The organism is Streptomyces sp. NPDC001270 (assembly GCF_042896695.1).
Taxonomy (GTDB): Bacteria; Actinomycetota; Actinomycetes; order Streptomycetales; family Streptomycetaceae; genus Streptomyces.
Window position 1 is genome coordinate 105080 of sequence record NZ_JBIAXM010000004.1, and the last position, 17295, is coordinate 122374.

The following is a 17295-nucleotide window of genomic DNA, read 5'->3' on the forward strand; positions in this document are numbered from 1 at the left end:
GTCCGACAAGTCTGGTTACGGTTCGGATTACGGGACCGACCATGACTCGGCTTACGGTTCGAGTGAGAAGCCTGGCTATGGCTCGTCCGAGAAGCCTGGTTACGGTTCGTCCGAGAAGCCCGGCTACGGTTCGTCCGAGAAGCCTGGTTACGGTTCGAGTGAGAAGCCCGGCTATGGCTCGTCCGAGAAGCCTGGTTACGGTTCGACCGACAAGCCGGGCTACGGCTCCGACTCCGGCTCGGGCAACAACATGCAGGTGCACCTTCCGGTGAACGCGTGCGGTGACGCGGCCGACGTGGGCGGTCTGCTCAACCCCGCCTACGGCCATGACTGCGGGCCCACTCCGCCGCCCACGAAGCCGCCGACGACGCCCCCCACCACACCGCCGGCGACTCCTCCCACCGACCCGCCCCCGGGTGGACCGCCGCCCACCCTGCCGCACACCGGCAGCGAGGCGATGCTGGGGGCCTCGGCCGTCAGTGCCGCGCTGCTCGTGGGCGGAACCATCCTGTACCGACGGGGCCGAGCCGCCTCCCGCCGGTAGTGCGCCGGGTGCCGGACCTCAGCGCCCGGCACCCGCGCCCTGCCCCCGCCACCCGTTCCGCCTCCCCGCGGGGCCGCGTCCGCCCCGGTTCAGCCGTGCGGGCGTCCCGCAGACCCGAAAGCCCTAACCGCACTGGCGGGACCCACCCGGATATGACTGAGTGTCAGTAAGCCGGTGGGACAGGTCCGACGCTGCCACCGGCCGCACAGGTCAGCCGAGTGCAGTGGAGGAGGGAGCGGGCATGGCTCCACAGCAGTGCAGGTCCCGGTCCGTGCGATGGGCGGTGGCCGCGGCGGCGGTCACCGCGTCGGTCGCGCTGGCGACCGGTTCCGGATTCGTGGCGGGAGACGCACGTGCGACGGATCCCTCCGTCTCCGCCCGGCCCGCTCCGGCCTTCGGCGCCTATCTCGACTACGGCCCGAACGGCGTCGCCCGCATCGCCGAGCTGAGCCGCTGGCTGGGCGGCGCCGACCTGACCGTCGCCCACACCTATCTGCCCGGTGACCGCTGGAGCAACATCGAGGGCGCCCCCGGCTTCCTGGACGCCTGGGCGCAGTGGCGGCGCGAACGGGACGAGAGGATGTTCGTCCTCAACGTGCCCATGCTGGAGCACAACGAGGACCACGTCTCCGACACCGAGGTACGGGGGCTGCTGCGGCAGGGCGCCGCCGGGGCCTTCGACGGCCATTTCCGTGCCCTCGCCGAACGACTGGTGGCGCTGCGGGTGCCGGACACGGTCATCGTGCTCGGCTGGGAGATGAACGGCGCCACCTACACCCATCGCTGCGGGCCCGACCCACAGGCGTGGAAGGCGTACTGGAACCGGATCGTCAGCGCCATGCGCGCGGTGCCGGGGCAGAAGTTCCGGTTCGACTTCACGCCGAGCCGCGGCCGGGACGCCGTGCCCTGGACGCAGTGCTATCCCGGCGACGCCACGGTCGACGTCATCGGCATGGACTCCTACGACCAGCCGGCCGGGATGCCCTTCGACGAACAGGTCAGGGAGCCGTACGGTCTCCAGCGGCAGGTGGACTTCGCGCAGGCGCACGGCAAGCCGATCTCGTACGCGGAGTGGGGGCTGTTCCGTAACGGCGACGACGAGGAGTACATGCGCCGCATGCTCGCCTGGATCGACGAGCACCGACCGCTCTACAACACGCTGACCGACTACTGCCCGCACGGCGTGTGGCAGTGCTCGCGGAACCCGAGGGCCGCGGAGGTCTACCGGTCGGTCCTCTCCGGCCGCGTCGAGGAACCAGCCACGCCGACCCCCACGCCGGTTCCCACGCCGACCCCGACACCGCCGGCCCCGAGCACGCCGGCGGCACGGCCCCCGGCGGACTGCTCGCCGCTGGAGCTGGGCGACTGGGTCGAGCAGTGGATCGGCGGGAAAATGTGCCTCCGCTTCGACTGGTGGTCACGGAATCGCCAGGCGCAGACAGGCCCGTGAGGCGTTCCCGGCCGGCCGCTGGTGCGTGGGGGCCGCGCACGCGGCTCCCTGCGCCTCTTCGGTGCGCTCCCGCCACCGGCGGAGCGCCTGGCCGGCCCGCTGTCTGGCCGCCGCGCCGTACATGGTCGCCGACAGCAGCGGCGCGGTGGTGCGGTGGGCGAGCAGCAGGCGCCGGTTGGCGACCGGTTCGGGGCGCCAGTGGTGTTTGTACGGCTCGTCGCCGCGCAGCAGGCTCAGCGAGCCGCACCCGGCCGCCTGCTCCGCGCAGGCGTCCAGCAGCATCACCGCCACGTCCGCCCTGCGCTCCCGCAGCCGCGGATGGGCGCCGTACAGATAGCCGCCGGCCAGGCTCCGCGACAGCAGGGTCAGGTCGACGGCCACCACCTCGCCGTCCAGCCGGAACTCCGTGACCACCGCGTCGCCCGAACGCACCATCGGCCCCACCGCGCCCACCAGGTGCTCGGCGAACCGCGGCCGCAGGTGCTCGGCCGTCACCTTCCGCCCCTGCCACTGCAACCGGTGCAGCTCAAGGAGCCGGTGCAGCGCCGCGCCCGCCCCGTCCGGGTCCACCGCCTGCCGCTGGATGCCCAGCGCGGTCAGTTTGCGCAGCTTGGCCCGCGCCCGCTGGGCCTTGCCCGACGGCAGCCGGGCCAGCAGGTCGGCCATGGGAACGGCGGGCAACTCCAGGCACAGCGAGTCCCGCAGCGCACGGCGCGGTCCCGGCCAGCTCTCGTAGACGCGTTCCAACGCGCCGCCCGGCCGCACCTCACGGAAGTCGATCAGGGCCGTGCGGGCGGTCGCCGCGAGCGCCGCGGTGAGCGCGGCCGTGGGCCGCCCGCCGGCCGCGTCGGCGTCGTCGTCGATCAGCACGTCCCGGTAGTCGGAGACCGGCCCGCCCAGCGGCACCAGCGCGGGCAGCGGGCGGCGCACCAGCATCAGCGGTGCGGCGGCCACCAGTTCGCCGCCGGAGCGCACCAGCACCAGCCGCAGCCGGCCGGGCGTGCCGTACGACCGCCACCAGGAGTGCAGCCAGGCGTGGCTCTGGAACGGGGTCGCCGTGGCGCAGTGCCGGTACAGCCGGTCCCAGGCCGGGGCCAGTTCGGCGAAGACCTTCTCGTCGGTGTGCACCTCGGTCGTCAGCGCGGGGCGCGCCGTGGCGGTCGCCGTCATCGCTGGGCCTGTACGTCCGCGGCGACGGCCGGGCCGGGCACGGTCGCCGGAAGCAAGGTCTGCGGCGCGGTCCGCCGGGGCCGTACCAGCAGCGCCAGGCCGCCCAGCAGCCCGCCCGCGCTCGCCCCCACCAGCCCGGTCACCTCGCGGGAGGCCGAGGCCGGGGCGGCCGGCCGTACCGCGCGGGAGAACTGGAGGAGTTCCACGTGCGTGCTGTTCTTGGTGTCCGCGGCGCGCCGGATCATGGAGCGGGCCACGGCGTCGGCCATGTCGACGGCCAGGTCCGGGCGGGCCGAGCTGGCCGAGACGGCGACCATCGGCGCGTCCGGCGAGGTCGCGGTCCGCACGCTCGACTGGAGGGTTCGGGCCGGCACCCCCGCCCACACCTGTGCGTCGGCGAGCACCGCGAGTTGCGTGGCGACCCGGCCGTAGACCTGCGCGAAGCCGAGTGCGGCGGCCGGGTCGGACTGCTTGGTGGGGACGGCGACGACATAGCTGGTGGCCGTGTACTCGGGAGTCCTGAGCGTGCCGTACGCGCCGCCGATCAGGCCGCCGGCGACGGCGCAGGCCGCGAGCAGCGACCACGCGGGGAGTGTCCGCAGGCGGCCGAAGCGGGCCGACCAGGGAGGCCGAGGCGGTCGGTTGGGGATGTCGGTCATGGTGGGCCTGCTTCCTCGGGGGATCGGGATGACGGGACCTGGCCGGGCGCGGGCCGTCCGGCCAGCGCCGCCGCGTAGACCTCCATGAGGCGGTCGGCGCTGCGGGCGATGTCGTAGTGCCGGGCGGCGTCCGGGACCGTGCGCGGTAAGGGGCCCGCGGCGCGGACGCCGGTGATGGCGCGGGCGTACTCGGCGGCGTCGCCGCGTACGCGGCGGGCGTGCGGGGCGGCTGTCGGCGGCAGGTCCTCGATCGCCGGGCAGGAGGTGTAGAGCACGGGCAGCCCGGCCGCCAGCGCCTCGACGACCGCGAGCCCGAACGCCTCCTCCGCGGACGGCGCGGCCAGTACGTCCATCGCGCAGGTGAGGGACGGCAGATCGGGACCGGGCGAGCCGTCGGGTGCGCACGGGCGCTCACCGGCGAACAGCACCCGCCCGGCGACCCCGGCCGTCCGGGCGGCGGCCCGCAGCGCGCCCTCCTGGGCGCCGCCGCCGACCAGCAGCAGCCGGCAGTCCGCGGGGAGCAGGGCCAGGGCCCGGACCAGGACGTCGAACCGCTTGCCCGGGGTGAGCCGGCCGACACCGCCGACGACGTACGCGTCCTCGGGCAGGCCCAGGGCGGCCCGGGTGCGCAGCCGCCGCACCGGGTCGAAGCGGAAGCGGGCCGCGTCGATGCCGTTGGGCACGGTCTCGATGCGCGGGCCGGGCACGCCCCAGCGTTCCAGCCGCCGGGCGACGGTCGGGGAGACGGCGACCGTGGTACGGCCCAGCCGCTCCCCGGCGAGATACAGCGCGCGGACGCCGGTCGTGAGCCGGCGGCCCTCGATCCGGGAGTCGCCCAGGGAGTGCTCGGTGGCGACGACCGCCCTGACCCCGGCGATCCGGGCGGCGATCCGGCCGTACAGGCAGGCCCGGTAGAGGTGCGTGTGCACGAGGTCGTAGCCGCCCCGGCGGATCTCCCGCACCAGGCGGGGCAGCGCGGTCAGGTCGCGGTTGCCCGCCATGCCGAGGTGCGCGACCCGCACCCCGTCGGCGGCCAGCGCGGCGGCGACCGGGCCGGGCTCGGTGAGCGTCAGCACGTCGCAGTCGACGGGCAACCGGCCGAGCAGCAGCCGCAGTTGCTGCTCGGCGCCGCCCACGCCGAGCCCGGTGATGATGTGCAGGACCTTCACCGCAGCCCCTGGACCGGGCGGCGGCGCAGCCGGTGCAGCCGGCGCTTGAGGAAGAGGCGCGGCGCGGTGTCGCGCTGGCCGAGGTGGATCCGGGGCAGGGCGTGGACGCCGCTGAGCGGGCCGGGGTCGATGGCGCAGGCGTAGCCGTATCCGGCGTCCCGTACGGCGGCCACGGTCCGCCGGTCCACCGAGCCGTACGGGTAGCAGAACCCGCCGACGGGCCGGCCGGTCAGCTCGGCCAGCAGGGCGCGGCTCTCGGCGGCCTCGGCGCGCAGCGTGCCGGCGTCGGCCGCGGTGAGGTCGACATGGGCCAGTCCGTGCGAGCCGATCTCCACGCCCTCGTCGGCGGCCCGGCGGACACCGTCCGCGGTCAGCAGCGGCTTGCGCGGGCCGAGCGGATCCCAGTCGTTGTCGCCGCCGAGCCGGCCGGCCAGGACGAACAGGGTGGCGTTGCAGCCCCAGCGGCGCAGCACGGGCAGGGCGTGGGCGAGGAAGTCGGCGTAGCCGTCGTCGAAGGTGAGCCCCACCAGGGTGGGTGCCGCGCCGCGGGCGCGGGCGGCCAGCAGCTCGGCCATGGACACGCCGCGCAGACCGCGCCTGCGCAGCCAGCGGAGCTGCCGGTCGAGGCGGGCCGGGGTGACCGTGATGCGGTACGGGTCGTCGGAGCGGTCGCCCACCGAGTGGTACATCGCCACCCAGGGCACCGGGCCCGGTCGGTCGGCCGCGGGGACGGCGAGGGGGGCGGCGGCGAGAGCGGTGTGCTCAACGGAAGAGACCATGCGCGAGCCTTCGTGTGACGGTGCGTACGGAGCGGAGCGCGGGCGTGCAGCCCTCGGCGCCGAGGGCGCAGCAGAGCAGGACGAACACGGCGGTCGTCGTCGTGCCGCCGAGGGCCAGGCCCACCGTCGGCGTCCGGACCAGGTGCGCGGCCGACGCGCCCGCCACGGTCGCGACCACGGCCGCCCGCAGCGGCCGGCTCAGCTCGCCCAGCACCCGCCGGGTGCGGATCGGTACGGCGCGGGCCATGCGACCCGGGCGGCCCGCGCCGTCCGGACCGCCGTCGCGCAGCCCGTACAGCAGCAGCGCGGCGGTGACGGTGATGCCGGTGGCGTTGCCGGCCGCGATCCCGGTGACACCCCAGACGCCCACGCTCACGGCGCCGATCCAGGAGGTCACGGCGATGCCGGCGGCCATCGCGCCGACCGGGTACCAGGTGGCGCGGCCCGCCGAGAAGTACGAGCGGACCAGCGCGCCGACCAGGGTCTGGCCGAGCAGCCCGAGCGCGTACACCCGCATCACGTCCGCCGTCGCCGCGGTGTCCCGCGCGGTGAACGCGCCGCGCTGGAAGAGGAGTTCGACGAGCTGCGGGGCGCACGCCACCACCACGGCACCGCCCAGCAGCACCAGACAGGCGGCCAGCGCCAGATCGCGCTCCACCCGGGTGCGGGCCCGCTCGGTGTCGCCCTCGGCCAGCGCCCGCGCCACCACAGGGAAGGTGACCGTGCACAGCATCAGCGAGAGCGCCATCGGGATCTGGGCCACCTTCTGGGCGTAGTTCAGGTGTGAGATGGCGCCCGGCGACAGGTGGGAGGCGAGGAACCGTTCGACGAGGACCTGGGACTGCCGGCACAGGGCGAACAGCAGCACGGTGGCGAGCAAGGGCAGGCCCATCCGGCGGGGCCCGTCCACGGCGGCGGACCCGGCAGTCCCTGCGGAGCCGACGGGTCCGGTGGGGTCGGCGGTTCTGGTGGGGTCGCCGGATGCGGCGGTCCGGGGGCCGCCGTCCGTCGCGCGGGTGCCGCGCAACTGCCGCCACAGCGAGGGCAGTTGTACGGCCACCATCAGACAGCCGCCGAGCGCCACCCCGGCCGCCGCGGAGCGCACGCCCCAGCCGCCGCCGAGGAGGAGCATCGCCGCGACGATGCCCAGGTTGTAGACGACGTAGATCGCCGCGGGGGCCACGAAGCGGCGGTGCGCCCGCAGTGCCGCGCTGCAGTATCCGGCGAGTCCGAAGCTGAGCACGCAGGTCGCGGTGAGCCGGGTGCAGTCGACGGCGAGGCCGGGATCCCGCAGCCCCGGGGCCAGCGCCTCGACGAACTGCGGCGCGGCGTCGGCGATCAGCGCGGAGACGGCGGCGAAGGCCAGCGACAGACGGGGGAGGCTACTGGCGACGAGGGCGCGCACCGGGTCGCCCGGTACCCCCTCGGCGCGCCGGGCCAGCGCCAGGCTGAACGCCGGTACCAGCGCGAAGGCCAGCCCGTCCTCGATGAGCAGCGTGGCCGCGAACTCCGGCACGGTCCAGGCGACCAGGAAGGCGTCGGTGTCCTGGCCCGCGCCGAACAGCCGGGCCAGCGACTGGTCCCGGACCAGCCCGAGCAACGCACCGACGATCGACAACGCGACCGTGACCAGCGCGGCCTTGGCGAGAAAACGCTGTGAGACCGGGGCGGGGTGGGGGGTTGTTCCGGGGGGCGCGGTTGTTTCGGGGTGGGTGGTCGGTTCGGGCTTGGTGGTCGGTTCGGGGTGGGGTGGTGGGCCGGGGTGGGTGTCGGCGTCGGGTGGGGTGGTGGGGCGGGTGTCGGTGTCGGGCGTGGGGTCTGGTTCGGGGGGTGCGGTGGGGCGGGTGTCGGTGTCGGACGAGGCGGCTGGTTCGGGTGGGGTGGTGGGGTGGGTTTCGGTGTCGCACGGGGTGTCTGCTCGGGAGCGGGCGGACGGTACGGCCTGTGCGGCGCCGGGCCGTACGCCGGGGGTCCCTGAACTCCTGGAGGAGGACGCGTTCATCTGCCCGCGCCCTCCATCTCCGCGACGCTGCCTGCGCCGTCGGTGGCCGTGCCGCCCGCGACGGCCGTTCCGCTGTCGGCGGCTTCTCCGTCGTCGATGACGGCCCTGCCCTCGGTCACCCCACCGTCGCCGCCGCCCCCTCCCCGAGCGGCGCCCGTCGCGGTCACCCCGTCGTCGGTCGGCGTGCCGCCGCCCAGCAGGGCCCACCAGCCGGCCAGACCCAGGAGGACGGCGGTCAGGACCGTCGAGGAGCCGCCGATGTCCGCGTACCCGAAGTCGGTCAGCTGCCAGACCAGCAGCCCGCAGGCGACGAGTCCGCACTCCCCGGCCGCCGTGCGCTCCGCGCCCGGCCGGGCGGCGGCCCGGGTGCGCCACACCCGCCGCAGCGCGCATGCCAGCAGCGCCAGCCAACTGCCCGCGAGGGCCAGCAGCCCGGTGAGGCCCTGCTCCGCGAGGACCAGGAGATACATGTTGTGCGGGGACAGCAGCGGCTGCCTGCGGTACGCGGCGCCTGCGCCCTCGGTGTCGCTGCCGGAGGAGAGCGCGAGCGGGGAGTGGCCGTCCCGGTACTCGGGGAAGGACTTCAACCCCACACCGGTCAGCGGGCGTTCGCGCCACATCGAGGCCGCGGCGGCCCACATGGAGTACCGGTCGACCACCGACTGGTCGGGCGAGTCCGCGACCTGCGTGATGGAGCTGACCCGTTCCTCCAGCAGCGCCGTGCCCACCCCGAGGCCGCCCACCAGGATCACGCCCGCCGCCAGCACGGCCGCCGCCACCGCCAGCGCCCGCCGCAGTCCCGCGGCCACCAGCTGTACGGCACAGGCCGTCGCCGTCGCGATCCAGGCGCCCCGGCTGAAGGACAGGGCGAGCGGCACCAGCAGCGCGAGGGCGCATCCGGCGGCGAGTACCCGCCGGTGCGCGGCGGACCGCCCGAGTGCCAGGCCGACCGCGCAGACCAGGCCGAAGGACACCACGGTCGCCATGCCCATCACGTCCTGCGCCCCGAACGTGCCCACCGCCCGGATGTCCACGCCCCGGTAGGAGGCACCGGTCCCGGTGACGTACTGGTGCACCCCGAGCGCGCCCTGCCAGCCGGCCAGGCCCACGAACGACCAGGCCAGCAGCGTGAAGTCGCGGCGGTCGCGGATCAGCAGCAGCACGGCCGCCGGGACGAGGACGAAGATCTGGAGGTAGCGGCCGAGACCGGCGAGCCCGGCGCCCGGCGAGGCGGCGCCCATCGCGGCGAGCGCCACGCCGACGACCGGCAGACCGAGCACCGCGGCGGCCGGTGCGGACAGCGGGCGGCGCCGGTGCCGTACCAGGAGCAGCACGCAGTGGACGACGACCAGCGCGGAGACCACGTCGGCCGGTCCCGCGCCGCCGCCGTTCGTGGCGGTCGGCGGCAGCGCGAGCAGGGCCGGCATCGCGAGCACGGGCAGCATCGGCAGCAGCCGCGGCACCGGGGAGGGCCGACGGGCCGGTGGCCGGGCGGTCCGGCCGGCCGGCAGCGGGAGGGTACGGGTCATCGTCAGCTCCCGGTGGACCGTACGAGCGCGGCCGCGGTGCGCAGCAGGATGCAGACGTCCTGCCACAGCGACCAGTTGTCGATGTACGCGTTGTCGAACCGGGCCCGGTCCTCGATCGAGGTGTCGCCGCGCAGCCCGTTGATCTGGGCGAGCCCGGTGATGCCGGTCCGCATCCGGTGGCGGGCCGCGTAACCGGGGTAGGTCTGGCTGAACTGGGCCACGAAATAAGGGCGTTCGGGGCGCGGGCCGACCAGGCTCATGTCGCCGCGCAGCACGTTCCACAATTGGAGCAGCTCGTCCATCGAGGTGCTCCGCAGGAAGCGGCAGAAGCGGCTCATCTCGGGCTCGCCCGCCACGCTCCAGCGGGTGGCCGACTCGTGCTCGTCGGCCGGGCGGTGGGTACGGAACTTCAGCAGCGTGAAGGGGCGGCCGTCCTGGCCGATGCGTTCCTGGCGGAAGACCACGCCGGGCCCGCCGACGATCCTGAGCGTCGCGGCGCAGCCCAGCAGCACCGGGCCGGCCAGCACCAGCAGGATGCCGGACACCAGCACGTCCAGTGCCCGCTTGACCGCGCTGCCGCGCCGCCGGGCGTCCACCTCCAGCCGGCGGCAGGAGAATCCGGCGAGCTGGTCACGGGTCTCGTACGCCGGTGAGTCCGCGTCCACCTCCCACACCGCGCAGCCCGACTCGGCGAGCGCCCGCAGCAGCGGTCCCTGCGCGGTGCGCACCGCGGGGTCGACGGTGAGCACGGTCCGCACACCGTGGCGGACCAGGGCCCGTTTCACCTCGGTGCCGGTGGTGAGCACGGGCAGTCCGCCGGTGTCGTCGCCGAAGTCCTCGGCGTCCTCGGCCACGACACCCACCGGCCGTACGCCGCAGCGCGGATGGCGCCGCAGCGCGGCGGCCACCCGCTGCGCGGTCGCCGCCGGGCCCACGAGCAGCGCGGGGCACGGGCGGCGCAGCAGCGATCGGTGCCGGTGCCCGCGTACGAGGCCGCGGCCCGCGCAGCACACCGCCGCGTGCAGCGTCCAGCCGAGCAGCAGGTCGTGCGGGGACAGCGCGCGGTCGGGCGCGTACGCCGCCAGGACCGCGGCGAGGCCCAGCCAGACGATCGCGATCCGGCCGCAGACGGCGGGCAGTTCGTCGAGGACGCCGGGCACCGGAGGGTCGGTGCGCGGTCGCAGCAGCAGCGCCGCGGCCACCAGCAGGGCCGCCAGTACCGGGCGGTGCCCGGCCGGGCCGAGTGTCCAGGCGCCCAAGAGGGCGGCGGCCAGGTCGGCGGTGAGCAGGGGCAGTGGGGACGGGTGGCGTGTGGACGGCCGGTGCACGGGGAACCGGAAGCCGTCGGCCGGGCGCGGCGGCAGGACCGCGACGGCCGAGTACCCGTGGTCGCGTGGCTGCATGCCGGGGGAGGGGACGGTGCTTTCGGCGGTCACGGGCGGCTGGACTCCCTGCACTGGGACGGCACGGCGGGTGCGGTGCCGAGGAGTTCGCGGTACAGGTCCGTGACCGCCTCGGTGGTGTGCCGTACGTCGTGGGTGGTCAGGACATGGCGGCGGCCGCGCGGGCCGAGCGCCGTGCGCAGCGCCGGGTCGAGCAGCAGGGCGGCGACGGCCCCGGCCAGCGCCGCCGGGTTCCGGGGCGGGACGAGGCAGTGTGCGGCGAGGCCCGGCGGCAGGCATTCGCGGGCGCCGTCGACGTCCGTGAGCAGCACCGGCCGGCCGCAGGCCATCGCCTCCAGCGGGGCCAGCGCCATGCCCTCCCAGCGGGAGGGCAGGACCACGAGGTCGGCGGCCCGGTACCAGGGCGCGGCGTCGGCGACGGCGCCCGCGAACGTCACCGACGGCGGGGCGCCGGCCCGCAGCCGCTCCCGGTCGGGTCCGTCGCCGACCAGCGCGAGCCGGGCACCCGGCACTTGGCGTACGACGTGGTCCCACGCCCGGAGCAGGACGTCCTGCCCCTTCTGCGGGCACAGCCGTCCCACGCAGACCACGAGCGGGGCCGCCGGGTCCGCGGCCGGGGCGGGTGGGGTGGCCAGGACGGACCCGGGTGTGTCCGGCGCAGGTGTGTCCGCCGCGGGTGTGTCCGGCGCGCGGCCGGCGGTGGGCGGGCGGTGCGGGTGCGGGGACTCGGGTTCAAGGGCGGGTGCGGTCGTGGCGGCGGTCTGGCGGGCGGTGGCCGGCGGGGCCGCCGCGGCGCCGGGCGGCCGGGGGCTGAAACGCAGCGGGTCGACGCCGTTGGGGATGACGCTCCAGTGCGCGCGGATCCCGGCGCGTGCGCCGGTGGCGCGTTCCGCCTCGCTCACGCACAGCACCCGGGTGGCCCAACGCGCCCCCCACCGTTCCCATTTCAGCGCCAGCGTGGCGGTGACCCCGTCGACCGCCTCGAACGACCAGGCGTGCGGCTGGAAGACCGTCGGGATCCGGCCGCGCACCGCGAGCCGGCCGGCGAGCCCGGCCTTGGCGCTGTGCGCGTGCACCAGGTCGGGCCGTACCCGTGTCACCAGCCGGTCGAGCCGGTGCACCTCGCCGGCCAGCCCGGGACCCGGCGAGCGGGTCGCCCGCCAGTGCCGTACGTCGGCGCCCAGTTCGCGCGCCCCGGCGGCCAGTTCACCGCCGGGGCAGCCGACCGTGACCCGCAGGCCGGCGGCGAGCTGGGCGCGCGTCAGGTCCAGTACGACGCGGGCCACTCCGCCGTCGGCGGGCTGGGCGAGGTGGAGGACCCGGAACCGTGGGTCGGTTGCTGAGTGGTGCATACGCGGGATTCCTCGCTCACGGGGGACGCTCGGGACTGCGGGCGGGAACGCGCCGGGGCTCAGACCAGAGGTGTCAGAGGTCGGAGAGGGACGGAGATCGGACGGGGGAGAACAGGGAGTGGCGGTCAGGCCGGGGTGGTGCGGAAGGGCTGCGGGGTGGATGTGATTTGATGGCTTATAGGGGTGTTTGAATAGTTCCGCAACTCTAGCTGCTATCCGTATTAATCCAGAGGAATATGCCAGTGTGTCGGAATGGTGAAGGTTGCCCTATCCGGAGATCACTCCACTGGCGGCACAACTAGACGGAGTACGGCGCGTTGACACAGCGCCGGGCAGCCGCCCGGATGTTTGTGTCGATCCCAAGGAGCACTTCTCCATGTCGCGTATCGCGAGGGGCTTCGCCCTGACCACTGCTGCCGTAGCGGCCGTTGCCGGTGGCGCCGGTATCGCCGCCGCCGACAGTGACGCGCAAGGCGCCGCCGCCCACTCCCCGGGCGTGCTGTCGGGCAATGTCGTCGAGGCCCCGGTCCACGTGCCGGTCAACCTCTGCGGCGACACCGTCGACATCATCGCCCTGCTGAACCCGGCGTTCGGCAGCGCCTGCGAGGACGACTGACGGGACGGCAGATCCCTCTCGCCGGCCGTCCTCCCGCGGCTCACCGCGGAAGGGCGGCCGGTTCGCGTTCCCCCTGACGGGGGTCGTCGGCGACATTCCGGCGGGGCGCTCCTGACAGGCGTCCCCATCAGGGAAGACGCCCCCGGAGAGGGCGGCCGGTGGGCGCGTACCGCGTGCGAGCGGTTGCAGACGGCGACGGGCGACGACTTCACGGTGGGTTCAAGATCCGACGCACCTCGAAAGGCCCCCGTGCGCCTGCCCGCACGGCGTATCGCGTCCACCGCTCTCTGCGCCACTCTGCCGGCCGGCATCACCGGCCCGGCCGCCGTGGCCGCCGACTCGTCCCGGGAGCGCACCCACGCGGCGTCCCGTGCGCCGTTCCCGGCGCCGACACGGTCCTCGCCCAGGCCAAGAGCCTGGCCGGCCTCGGTGCCGTGCTCACCCCGGCCACCGACCTGCTCAACCAGGCGCTCCAGAACGGTCAGCTGACCCCCGACCAGGCCAAGAAGCTGGTCGACGCGGTGAAGGCGGCCATCGCCCAGGTCTCCGCCGCGGCCGGCAAGGAGGACAAGGAGGGCGGGGCCGCCGAGGACGGCGAGGCTCTCAAGGCCAAGGACCTCCGGGGCGACGCGCTCGCCGCCCTTCAGAAGGCCGTCGACGCGCTGCTCGCCGCCGTCACCTCCGGCGACGTCAGCAAGGTCCTGCCCGCGGCCACCGCGGTGGTGACCGGCCTGGTCAACTTCGTCGCCGCGACGGTGCTCGGCGGCGGCCTGCCCGCCCCCGACCTGCCGGGCCTGCCCGCCCTGCCGAGCCTCCCGGTGCCGGCGCCTTCGCTCCCGGTCACCACCCCGGCACTGCCGACCGGCTGACCCGGCGCCGAGCCGTCTCCCCGACCGGCTGTCGGACCGCCCGCCACCCCCGGCGCGGCCGGCCCGACGGCCGACGGCTTTCCCGTCCCCGCCCCCGGTTCCGTCGGGGATCTCATATGTCTTCCGGGTACGGGGTTTCCGCCCAGGCCAGACCTCGTTGAGCACGGCGTCAGAACTTCCCGAGGTGACGTGAGTTGCCGAGAAAGGAACACGATGAAGTCCCTGAAGGCTGCCGCTGTCGTTGCCGGTTCCGTGGCCCTCGTGGGTGTCGCCGCGCCCGCGTTCGCCCACAACACCGCCGACCTCACGCCCACCAGCCTCAACGGCGCCGTCAACACGCTCACCAAGGGTCCCCTCACCGTGGACGACGCGATGCCGCTCAAGCACCAGTCGAACGCGCTCAACACCGAGAAGAAGGGCTCCGCGCTCAACGCGGTGAAGGGCGCGACCGGCGCGGTCAACCAGGCCAACCCGCTGCTGGGCGGTCTGCCGTTGCAGGGCTGAACCGCTTCGTGCAGAGCCGTTCGAGGGACGCCGGGAGGCGTCCCTCGTTCGTGTGGCGGCCCCCGCGTCAATGCGCCGGCCGGGTGAGAAGGCGCCGGGCGGCGCCTTGGTCCGTCGGTAGGGTCGCGCGGTGACCTCAACCCCAAGTGAAACCCGCCCGTTCCGCCCGGCCGAACTGGGCACGCTCGTCGTACTCGCCTGGAGCGGCGAGGCCGCCGACGGATCCGACATGCCGTACCTGCTGGCGTACTCGCTGGGGGACGCCGAGGGCGGCGCCGACGTGACGTCCGCCGCGGTCGAGCGGCTGCTGGAGAGCAACGGACTGCCGGTCGGCGGCGACCTCGTGGACGGCACCGCCAAGCCCAGCCTGCCCGCCACCCTGCTCGTGCAGTCCGGCCAGGCCGTCGTCACCCTGCCGCCGCTCAACGCCCAGTGCCCCGCCCCGCCGGAGTGGCTCGCCGCCGCCGCCCAACGCGGCTACGCCTACCTGGTGTTCACCACCCGCGCCTGGCCCGAGGCCCAGCCCGGCCTGACCCTGACCCCCGGGCAACTGGCGGCCTTCGTCGGCGCCGAGGAGACCCTGACCGCCGCCGCGCACGTCATCCTCCCGGCCCGCAGCCTGCGCACCTGACGCGCGGGCCGGTGGCACCGCGGTCCGCCGCCGGGACGTCCGACCAGCTGACCAATGCTGCACGCGGGCGATTCTTGCGCTGCGCGGCGAATTCGGCTCGTTACGCGGTACGGAGGTCGATTCCGCCGCATTCTGAAAGGGACCGTACCTGACATGAAGTCGACCACCCGAGGAACCCTCGCCGCCGTCGCCACCGGCGTCGCGGCCGTCGTGGGGGCCGCCACTCCCGCCGCCGCGGTCGGCACGGTCCCCGTCCCGGTGCCGCTGGACGGCGTGGAGAAGTCCCTCCACGCGCCGATGCCGAAGCTCGCCGTCGAACTGCCGATGCCGTTGCCGGGCGCCCCCGAGGGACCCCGGTACGCCGGGGGACAGCTCCTCCCGGCCCGCACCCTGCCCCGGCTGCCCATCGGCGGCAGCCTGCCCGGCGCCGGTCTTCAGGCCCCTCTGCCGAAGGCCCTGGGCGGCTTCGACCGGCTGCGGGCCGACGCCCCCGCCTCCGGCATCCGGGCCCTGACCCCCGGACTGTCCGCCGACGCCCCCCTCACCGCGCCGAACCCCGACGCCTTCGGGCTGCCCGGCCTCAAGCTCCCCCAGGCCGGCGTCGTCGCCCCGGTCCTGCGGGGGGTCCCGACCGCGAACCTGGGCCTGGGCTCCGGCCGGTGACGGACGACGCCGTTCCCCCCGGCGGGCCGGCGCGTGTGCTCCGCCCGGCCGGTGTCGTGCCTGCGTACGGCTGATGCGGCGGTGACCGCCGGAGCCCTCCGGCGGTTACCGGTGCGCAGACCGAAACCGTACGAGGAGGAGCCATGGTCGTCAGTGCCGGCGGAGTACCGGTGGGCGCGGAGCGGGCGAGCGGGAGCCGGGAGAGAACCGACCCGCCGGAACGGACCCGGCGGGAGGCTGGGCGCGTCCTGCTCGGCACCACCGCGGCCCTCGCGTTGACCCCGCTCGTCGCGGCCTCCCGCCCGGCGTGGCCCGCGGGCGCGTCCGCGGGCCACGCCTTCGACGAGACCTACCAGGGGCGCCGCATCCGGGGCGCCCCGGTCCCCGCCGAACGCCCCGTCGGCGACGCGCACTGGCTGGTCACCGTGGACGGCCGTCCGCTGCATCTGATGCGGCGCGCCGACGGCACCTGGCTGACCATGGTCGACCACTACAGCTCGTACCCGACCCCGCTGGAGGCGACCCGCGCCGCCGTCGACGAACTCGGCCCCGGTCAGGGCCTGCGCGACCTGGCCCCGGGGCCGGTCGGCGGGGGACACCGGCACGTGGGAGGGCCGCATGGCGTACGTGCGTAAGGACGTGAGCACCCTGACCCGCGCCGAGCGGCGCCGGTTCACGGGCGCCCTGCTGGAGATCAAACGGACCGGCGAGTACGACGAGTTCGTGCGCACGCACGTCAAGTTCTTCGTCGGGGACGGCGACCCCGGCCTGCGCGCGGCCCACATGACGCCCTCCTTCCTGCCCTGGCACCGCCGCTTCCTGCTGGACCTGGAGGGCGCCCTGCGCCGGGTCGACCCGTCGGTGACGGTGCCGTACTGGGACTGGACCAGGAACCGCGGCGCGACCTCCGTGCCCTGGACCGAGGACCTGCTCGGCGGCAACGGACGCCGCTCCGACCGGCAGGTGACCACCGGCCCGTTCGCCTACGGCGGGGGCCGCTGGACCATCAAGGAGGGCATTACCGACAGGGAGTACCTCACCCGGGACCTGGGCCGCTCCCGCGCCCCCATCCAGTTGCCCACCGCCGCCGACCTGAAGCGGGCGCTCGACGACCCGGTCTACGACGTCTCGCCCTGGAACTCGACGGTCACCCGGGGCTTCCGCAACAAGCTGGAGGGGTGGGGGGCCGGCCGGGGCAGCGTCTCCTGGCTCAACCACAACCGGGTGCACCGCTGGGTCGGCGGCGCGATGCTCACCGCCGCCTCCGTCAACGACCCCGTCTTCTGGCTCCACCACGCCTTCGTGGACCTCCAGTGGTCCCGCTGGCAGCAGCGTCATCGCAGCCACCGCTACCTGCCGGCCGAGCCGCCCGGAGCGGGCAGCCCGCAGCGCGGCCGGATCGTTGCCCGGCACCAGAAGCTGCCGCCGTGGGACGTGACACCGGACGAACTGGAGGACGTGAGCCGGATCTACCGGTACGCCTGACCGGGTCCGCACACGGCAGAGCCCCGGCGCACCGCCGGGGCTCTCCCGTGTGCCGGTGGCCGGCTCAGTGGCCGTAGCCGTACCCGCCGTGGCCCGTCTCGCTGTCGCCCTGGTCGGCGCAGGCGTTGCCGAACGCCGGGTTCAGCAGGCCGATCACGTCGATGGTGTTGCCGCAGACGTCGACCGGGACGTTGACCGGGACCTCGGCGAGGTTGCCCGACAGCACACCGGGCGAGCCGGTGGCCGCGCCCTGGGCATCCGCGTCGGCCAGGGCCAGACCGGCCCCGCCGAGCATCACGGCACCCGTGCCCAGAGCGACGACGGCCGCCTTCGCCATGCGAGACATCACGTACTCCTTAATTGCTCGATGAGCGCGACGGCAGGACAGCGCCGCCGCACGTCACGTTCAACGCGGGGGTTCCGTGCTGGTCACGGCGGTGCTGAAGGGATCACCCGGATTGCAGCCCACG

The 17295-nt window shown here is 75.1% G+C and carries 18 protein-coding genes; 9 read left to right on the forward strand and 9 right to left on the reverse strand.

All coding sequences use genetic code 11. From position 1 onward, the window contains the following. Positions 1-544: chaplin (locus ACFY2B_RS08735; protein ID WP_390762428.1), on the forward strand; the 544-nt coding region annotated here is incomplete at its 5' end. A 241-nt stretch (positions 545-785) separates the two neighbouring features. Beyond that, positions 786-1994: a glycoside hydrolase family 26 protein gene (locus tag ACFY2B_RS08740; RefSeq protein WP_390762429.1), complete on the forward strand. Its 1209-nt coding sequence runs from the start codon at positions 786-788 to the stop codon at positions 1992-1994. Here ACFY2B_RS08740 and ACFY2B_RS08745 read toward each other — a convergent pair. From ACFY2B_RS08745 to ACFY2B_RS08780, 8 genes are read right to left on the reverse strand one after another with little or no spacing between them, the layout of a single operon-like run. After that, entirely contained in the window at positions 1962-3164 is a 1203-nt protein-coding gene (locus tag ACFY2B_RS08745; protein WP_390762430.1) for a GNAT family N-acetyltransferase, read from the reverse strand. The genes ACFY2B_RS08740 and ACFY2B_RS08745 overlap by 33 nt on opposite strands. Beyond that, positions 3161-3823, reverse strand: a complete 663-nt coding sequence (locus tag ACFY2B_RS08750; RefSeq protein ID WP_390762431.1) for a lipopolysaccharide biosynthesis protein — start codon at positions 3821-3823, stop codon at positions 3161-3163. The genes ACFY2B_RS08745 and ACFY2B_RS08750 overlap by 4 nt, the downstream gene beginning before the upstream one ends. Next, positions 3820-4992, reverse strand: a complete 1173-nt coding sequence (locus tag ACFY2B_RS08755; protein WP_390762432.1) for a glycosyltransferase — start codon at positions 4990-4992, stop codon at positions 3820-3822. The genes ACFY2B_RS08750 and ACFY2B_RS08755 overlap by 4 nt, the downstream gene beginning before the upstream one ends. Next, entirely contained in the window at positions 4989-5771 is a 783-nt protein-coding gene (locus ACFY2B_RS08760; RefSeq protein ID WP_390762433.1) for a polysaccharide deacetylase family protein, read from the reverse strand. Before ACFY2B_RS08760 ends, ACFY2B_RS08755 begins: the two co-directional genes overlap by 4 nt. Continuing rightward, positions 5755-7773, reverse strand: a complete 2019-nt coding sequence (locus tag ACFY2B_RS08765) for a lipid II flippase MurJ (protein WP_390762434.1) — start codon at positions 7771-7773, stop codon at positions 5755-5757. Before ACFY2B_RS08765 ends, ACFY2B_RS08760 begins: the two co-directional genes overlap by 17 nt. Continuing rightward, complete coding sequence (locus ACFY2B_RS08770) at positions 7770-9302, reverse strand: O-antigen ligase family protein (protein ID WP_390762435.1); 1533 nt, start codon at positions 9300-9302, stop codon at positions 7770-7772. Before ACFY2B_RS08770 ends, ACFY2B_RS08765 begins: the two co-directional genes overlap by 4 nt. Before the next feature lie 2 nt (positions 9303-9304). Continuing rightward, positions 9305-10738, reverse strand: a complete 1434-nt coding sequence (locus ACFY2B_RS08775; RefSeq protein WP_390762436.1) for a sugar transferase — start codon at positions 10736-10738, stop codon at positions 9305-9307. Beyond that, entirely contained in the window at positions 10735-12057 is a 1323-nt protein-coding gene (locus ACFY2B_RS08780; protein ID WP_390762437.1) for a glycosyltransferase, read from the reverse strand. The genes ACFY2B_RS08775 and ACFY2B_RS08780 overlap by 4 nt, the downstream gene beginning before the upstream one ends. A 376-nt stretch (positions 12058-12433) precedes the next feature. On the opposite strand from ACFY2B_RS08780, the gene ACFY2B_RS08785 reads away from it, so the two are divergent. The 7 genes from ACFY2B_RS08785 (at position 12434) to ACFY2B_RS08815 (ending at position 16825) form a co-directional block, all read left to right on the forward strand. Next, positions 12434-12673 carry a chaplin gene (locus ACFY2B_RS08785; protein WP_390762438.1) on the forward strand — a complete coding sequence of 80 codons (240 nt, stop codon included), beginning with the start codon at positions 12434-12436 and terminating at the stop codon, positions 12671-12673. 434 nt (positions 12674-13107) lie between these two features. Then, complete coding sequence (locus ACFY2B_RS08790) at positions 13108-13542, forward strand: hypothetical protein (protein ID WP_390762439.1); 435 nt, start codon at positions 13108-13110, stop codon at positions 13540-13542. Between the two features lie 213 nt (positions 13543-13755). Beyond that, positions 13756-14046, forward strand: coding sequence for a hypothetical protein (locus ACFY2B_RS08795; protein ID WP_390762440.1), 291 nt, complete (start codon positions 13756-13758; stop codon positions 14044-14046). Positions 14047-14176: 130 nt separating this feature from the next. Next, positions 14177-14677 carry a DUF5949 family protein gene (locus tag ACFY2B_RS08800; protein ID WP_390762441.1) on the forward strand — a complete coding sequence of 167 codons (501 nt, stop codon included), beginning with the start codon at positions 14177-14179 and terminating at the stop codon, positions 14675-14677. Positions 14678-14830: 153 nt separating this feature from the next. After that, positions 14831-15340 carry a hypothetical protein gene (locus ACFY2B_RS08805; protein WP_390762442.1) on the forward strand — a complete coding sequence of 170 codons (510 nt, stop codon included), beginning with the start codon at positions 14831-14833 and terminating at the stop codon, positions 15338-15340. Positions 15341-15483: 143 nt separating this feature from the next. Beyond that, the gene (locus ACFY2B_RS08810) at positions 15484-15975 is read left to right on the forward strand and encodes a tyrosinase family oxidase copper chaperone (protein ID WP_390762443.1); all 492 of its coding nucleotides are present in this window, start codon (positions 15484-15486) and stop codon (positions 15973-15975) included. Next, positions 15959-16825 carry a tyrosinase family protein gene (locus ACFY2B_RS08815; protein ID WP_390762444.1) on the forward strand — a complete coding sequence of 289 codons (867 nt, stop codon included), beginning with the start codon at positions 15959-15961 and terminating at the stop codon, positions 16823-16825. Before ACFY2B_RS08810 ends, ACFY2B_RS08815 begins: the two co-directional genes overlap by 17 nt. 64 nt (positions 16826-16889) lie before the next feature. Here ACFY2B_RS08815 and ACFY2B_RS08820 read toward each other — a convergent pair whose 3' ends face one another. Further along, positions 16890-17171 carry a chaplin gene (locus ACFY2B_RS08820; RefSeq protein ID WP_390762445.1) on the reverse strand — a complete coding sequence of 94 codons (282 nt, stop codon included), beginning with the start codon at positions 17169-17171 and terminating at the stop codon, positions 16890-16892. Between the last annotated feature and the right edge of the window lie 124 nt (positions 17172-17295).

Excerpts from the sequence above, each read along its gene's own strand:
- ACFY2B_RS08785 (WP_390762438.1), top strand. The coding sequence starts at position 12,434 with ATGTCGCGTATCGCGAGGGGCTTCGCCCTGACCACTGCTGCCGTAGCG.
- ACFY2B_RS08805 (WP_390762442.1), top strand. The coding sequence starts at position 14,831 with ATGAAGTCGACCACCCGAGGAACCCTCGCCGCCGTCGCCACCGGCGTC.
- ACFY2B_RS08770 (WP_390762435.1), bottom strand. The coding sequence starts at position 9,302 with ATGACCCGTACCCTCCCGCTGCCGGCCGGCCGGACCGCCCGGCCACCG.
- ACFY2B_RS08745 (WP_390762430.1), bottom strand. The coding sequence starts at position 3,164 with ATGACGGCGACCGCCACGGCGCGCCCCGCGCTGACGACCGAGGTGCAC.
- ACFY2B_RS08760 (WP_390762433.1), bottom strand. The coding sequence starts at position 5,771 with ATGGTCTCTTCCGTTGAGCACACCGCTCTCGCCGCCGCCCCCCTCGCC.
- ACFY2B_RS08780 (WP_390762437.1), bottom strand. The coding sequence starts at position 12,057 with ATGCACCACTCAGCAACCGACCCACGGTTCCGGGTCCTCCACCTCGCC.
- ACFY2B_RS08810 (WP_390762443.1), top strand. The coding sequence starts at position 15,484 with ATGGTCGTCAGTGCCGGCGGAGTACCGGTGGGCGCGGAGCGGGCGAGC.
- ACFY2B_RS08820 (WP_390762445.1), bottom strand. The coding sequence starts at position 17,171 with ATGTCTCGCATGGCGAAGGCGGCCGTCGTCGCTCTGGGCACGGGTGCC.
- ACFY2B_RS08750 (WP_390762431.1), bottom strand. The coding sequence starts at position 3,823 with ATGACCGACATCCCCAACCGACCGCCTCGGCCTCCCTGGTCGGCCCGC.
- ACFY2B_RS08795 (WP_390762440.1), top strand. The coding sequence starts at position 13,756 with ATGAAGTCCCTGAAGGCTGCCGCTGTCGTTGCCGGTTCCGTGGCCCTC.
- ACFY2B_RS08765 (WP_390762434.1), bottom strand. The coding sequence starts at position 7,773 with ATGAACGCGTCCTCCTCCAGGAGTTCAGGGACCCCCGGCGTACGGCCC.
- ACFY2B_RS08815 (WP_390762444.1), top strand. The coding sequence starts at position 15,959 with ATGGCGTACGTGCGTAAGGACGTGAGCACCCTGACCCGCGCCGAGCGG.
- ACFY2B_RS08740 (WP_390762429.1), top strand. The coding sequence starts at position 786 with ATGGCTCCACAGCAGTGCAGGTCCCGGTCCGTGCGATGGGCGGTGGCC.